The organism is Dietzia sp. CW19 (genome assembly GCF_014145265.1).
GTDB classification, from domain to species: domain Bacteria; phylum Actinomycetota; class Actinomycetes; order Mycobacteriales; family Mycobacteriaceae; genus Dietzia; species Dietzia natronolimnaea.
In genome coordinates this window covers 1-4,079 of record NZ_JAALEE010000437.1, presented here as the reverse complement: position 1 = coordinate 4,079, position 4,079 = coordinate 1, and the positions used below count along the sequence as shown (strand labels likewise).

Genomic DNA, 4,079 nt, shown 5'->3' with positions numbered 1-4,079 from the left:
TCGCTTGCGGTAGACCACCCCGCGCCCGTCGGCGGTGGTGACGGTGGCGCCGTCGACCCGGCTCAGCGAGTACCAGCGCGCCTCCACGGGCGGGAAGTTCGCCTGCGGCACCTCGTGGTGCGCCTTGTCGTCCCGGCTCAGGGTGTGGATGAGCCCCTTGCCCAGGGCGAGGGCCTTGCGGACCGGGCCCCGGGGCTCGGAGTGGATCCCGGCCGGGCCGCCGGAGGGCGCGGGCAGGTCCACGGCCGAGGGGATCACCACGGCGTCGGGGAACCGCGCGCGCATCGCCCGCACCTTGGGCAGGGCCGTCGGCAGCAGCTCGTAGAGCGCCTCCGGTCCTCGCAGGAAGTCGCGGATGGCCTCGATCTGGATGGCCACCGTCGAGTACTCGAGGCACACCAGGTGCTTGACCAGCGCCTTGAGGCTCGACTGCATGATGCCCTTGTGGTCGCCGTCGTGGTACAGCGACGCCACCACCAGCCGGTTGCGCAGGTGGAAGTAGGCCTGCCAGTCGATCGCGTCGTCCTTGTCCGACCACGCCATGTGCCAGATCGCCACCCCCGGCATGGAGACCGTGGGGTGGCCGGCGCGGCGCGCCCGCAGGCCGTACTCCGCGTCGTCCCACTTGATGAACAGGGGCAGGGGCTGGCCGATCTTCTCCGCGACCACCCGCGGGATCAGGCACATCCACCAGCCGTTGTAGTCCACGTCGATCCGGCGGTGCAGTTCCTTGGGGTTCTCCCGGTCGGTGAGGGGGTACCGGGAGAAGTCGTAGTCGTAGTCCGCGTGCGGGGCGGCGGTCCACATGAAGTCGTGCGCGCCCACCACCTCGCCCATGGTGTGGAGGTGGCTGCGCTCCTGGAGGTTGAGCATCTGGCCGCCGACCAGCATCGGCACGCGCGAGAAACGGGCGAAGGCCAGGGCCCGCAGGATCGAGTCGGGCTCGATCTCGATGTCGTCGTCCATGTAGAGGATGTACGGCGAGTCGGTGAGCCGCCGGGCCTCGTACATGATGCGGCTGTACCCGCCCGAGCCGCCCAGGTTGGGCTGGTCGAAGATCCGCAGGCGCTCGCCCAGGTACTCGGCGGCCTCCGCGAACCCGGGCTCGTCACGCACTTTGCGGTCGCCCTGGTCCGGCATGAGCACCGCGTCCAGGACCGCGTCCACCTCGGGGTCGGAGGTGAGCGCCCGCAGCGCCGCGACCGCGTCCCCGGGGCGGTTGAAGGTCGGGATACCGACGGTCACCCGGCGTTCGTTGGGTACCTGCACCGACGGATCGGGGGTGCCGTCCGGGCCCGCGTCCGGGCGGGTGGCCGGCGCGTCCACGGCCGAGTACCACCCACCGGCGAGCACCTCGACGTCCGTGTCGGAGGTGAGGTCGAACCAGATCCACCCGCCGTCCTCGAACGGGCCCAGGTCGCAGACGAACTCGACCGTCGTGACCCGGTCCGCCCCCGACTCGCCCGGCTCGCCCACGACGTCCCCGGTGATCGCGATGCGCGAGCCGTCGATCTTGGACCGGTAGAGGTCCACACGGCCGGCGCCGCGGATCGTCAGCCGCAGGACCACCTCACCGAGGATCGTCCAACGACGCCAGTACGCCGCCGCGAAGGCGTTGAAGTAGGTGGCGAAGGAGACCTCGGAGTCCGCGCCGACGCTCAGGGTGGTGCGGCCGGCGGAGTGGGCGCGGCGGGCGTTGGTGGGGGCCTCGGCGAGGTAGAGCGATCTCACGTCCAGCGGCTCGCCGGCCCGGGGCAGGATGACCCGCTGGAGGCACTCCCGGCCGATCGGGTCCGCGAGACCGGCGACCGACCGCTCGACCTCGTCGACCAGTTCGTGGTGGCCGTGGTGGTGCATATGGATGAGTCCCCGTCCCTAGTCGAAAGCCGGGTCGATCGTACCCGGCGGGCCGGGGCGATCCCTCCCACCACGCGGAACCGGGGGTTCAGCGGCGTGGACGCGCCACGTAGGTTTGTCTCATGCAGCTCTCCGCCACAGCCCGGCCCCGTCCGACCCTCCGCACCGCCCTGGGCATCCTCGCCCTGTCGGTGCCCCTGGCGCTCGCCGGGTGCGGCACCGACGACTCACCCGCCGAGGACGCGGCCACCGGCACGACCGCGGGGACGCAGACCGGGGCCGAGGCGTCCGACGGAGGGACGGCCGACGCGGTCGAGTGCCCGCCCACCGAGGGCACCGACGAGCGGATCACCTCGTTCGACTCCGCCCCGCCGATGTGTCTGACCCCCGGGGTCGACTACTCCGCCGTGATCACCACCGACGCCGGCGTGGTGACCGTGGACCTGCTCGAGGACAAGGCGCCGGAGACGGTGAACAACTTCGTCTTCCTGGCCCGCCACAAGTACTACGAGGGCATCACCTTCCACCGGGTGATCCCTGGCTTCATGATCCAGGGCGGCGACCCGCAGGGCACCGGCAGCGGCGGACCGGGCTACCAGTTCTCCGACGAGCTCCCCGCCCAGGGCGAGTACGAGATCGGGTCCATGGCCATGGCCAACGCCGGCCCGGACACCAACGGCTCCCAGTTCTTCATCGTCACCGGCGACTCCGGCGTCTCCCTGCCGCCGGCCTACAGCCTCTTCGGCACCGTCACCGACGGGATGGACGCCGTCACGGCGATCGAGGACGACGGCAGCCCGCAGGGCGCCCCGCGGACGGTGCACACGATCGAGTCGGTCGAGATCGTCGAGGGCTGAGGCGGGCCGGGGGTCTAGTACCCGCTCGACCCGCCGCCACCGGAGAACGAGGCGTTGGAGTAGCTCGTGTTGGTGGAACTCGCCGCCTGGGCCGCCTGCACGTCGTGGGCGTGCCAGCTCGAGACCACGTAGAACGGCACGAAGCCGTTGTAGCCGTAGCCGGCGCGCCAGTCCCGGTCGTACAGCCTCGGCGCGTGGCGGTCACCCGCGTCGTCCGCCGCCTCGACATCCGCCATCTCGCGGGCCCGGATGGCCTCCACCACGAGCCGGTAGTCCACCACCAGCCGTGCGTAGCGGTCCATGAAGTCGGCGGCCTGCGTGTCCCGGGAGAGCTCGTCCGCCCGCGCGTCGAGGGCCCTGGCCTCGGCGGCGAGACGCTCGTCCTCGGTTCCCAGCGCGGCGGCCAGCATGTCCTCGTGGAGCTCGCCGAGCTGGCGGCGGCGCACGTCGGCGTCACCCTGCTCCATGCGGAAGAGCTGGTCGATGTTCTTCTCCGCCGTCTCCATCTGATCGACCGTGGTGTGCGCGGTCTCGATGTCGTCGGCCTTCTCGCGGAACTCCGCGTCGGTCGACTCCGGCCGCAGGTCACCGATCCGCCCCATGACGGTGTCCAGCGACAGGAATCGGTCCCGCACATCCGCCCACTGTGACCGCAGCTCGTCGTCTGCCAGCGGGGACGTGAGCGAGTTGGCGCGGATGTCCAGCCCGGTCAGTTCCCCCGCGACCCGCCCGTACTCGCGGGAGACCCGGTCGTAGCGCTCCCTCGCCGTCGCCGCCTTCTTCTTGCGGCTCGCCGCGACGCCCGCACCGATCGCGCCGGCGCCCACGACCCCCGCGCCGCCGAGGGCCCACGGCAGCCAGGACGGCATGCCCTCGGACTCCGGGGCCAGGACCGTGGGATCGGCCGCCGCCTGCGCGCCCGCGAGCAGCCCCACCGCGTGGTTCTCGCGGCGCATCGGGTCCTTCATCGCCTCCATCGAGCCGTCGAGGTGTCGTCCCTCGAAGATGTCCAGCGCCGCGCAGACGTCGTCGCCGCAGTAGATCCCGACCCGTCGCGACTCGACGTCGTTGGCCACGATCAGCGTTCCGGGCGCCCACTTCTCCCGGTCTTCCGACACCAGATCCGGTCGCTCGGCCTGGGCGAAGCGCTCGGTGGTGTCGTTGAGGTTGTCGTTGCCGTCGTCGAAGACCAGGTATTCCACGCGCTGCACCTGCGGCGGGAACGGGATGAGCGCCGTCTCGGTACGCAGGAGGTCCTGGTCACCGGCCGAGAGCACACCGGCCCGGTCCGTGATGCCGACGCCGACCGTCGCGTCCTGCGCGGGGGCGGGGGCGGGTGCCGGAGCCTGGGCGCCGGCCGGGGCG

3 protein-coding genes are annotated in these 4,079 nt (G+C 71.8%); 1 reads left to right on the top strand and 2 read right to left on the bottom strand.

Going from position 1 to position 4,079, the window contains the following annotated elements:
• The coding region (locus tag G6021_RS12940; RefSeq protein WP_182641467.1) for a glycosyltransferase at nucleotides 1–1,857 on the bottom strand (1,857 nt) is incomplete at its 3' end.
• A gap of 122 nt (nucleotides 1,858–1,979) precedes the next feature.
• On the opposite strand from G6021_RS12940, the gene G6021_RS12935 reads away from it, so the two are divergent.
• Nucleotides 1,980–2,714: a peptidylprolyl isomerase gene (locus tag G6021_RS12935; RefSeq protein ID WP_182610815.1), complete on the top strand. Its 735-nt coding sequence runs from the start codon at nucleotides 1,980–1,982 to the stop codon at nucleotides 2,712–2,714.
• Nucleotides 2,715–2,728: 14 nt separating this feature from the next.
• On the opposite strand, the gene G6021_RS12930 is transcribed toward G6021_RS12935, so the two are convergent.
• Nucleotides 2,729–4,079: DUF5129 domain-containing protein (locus G6021_RS12930; protein WP_182641466.1), on the bottom strand; the 1,351-nt coding region annotated here is incomplete at its 5' end.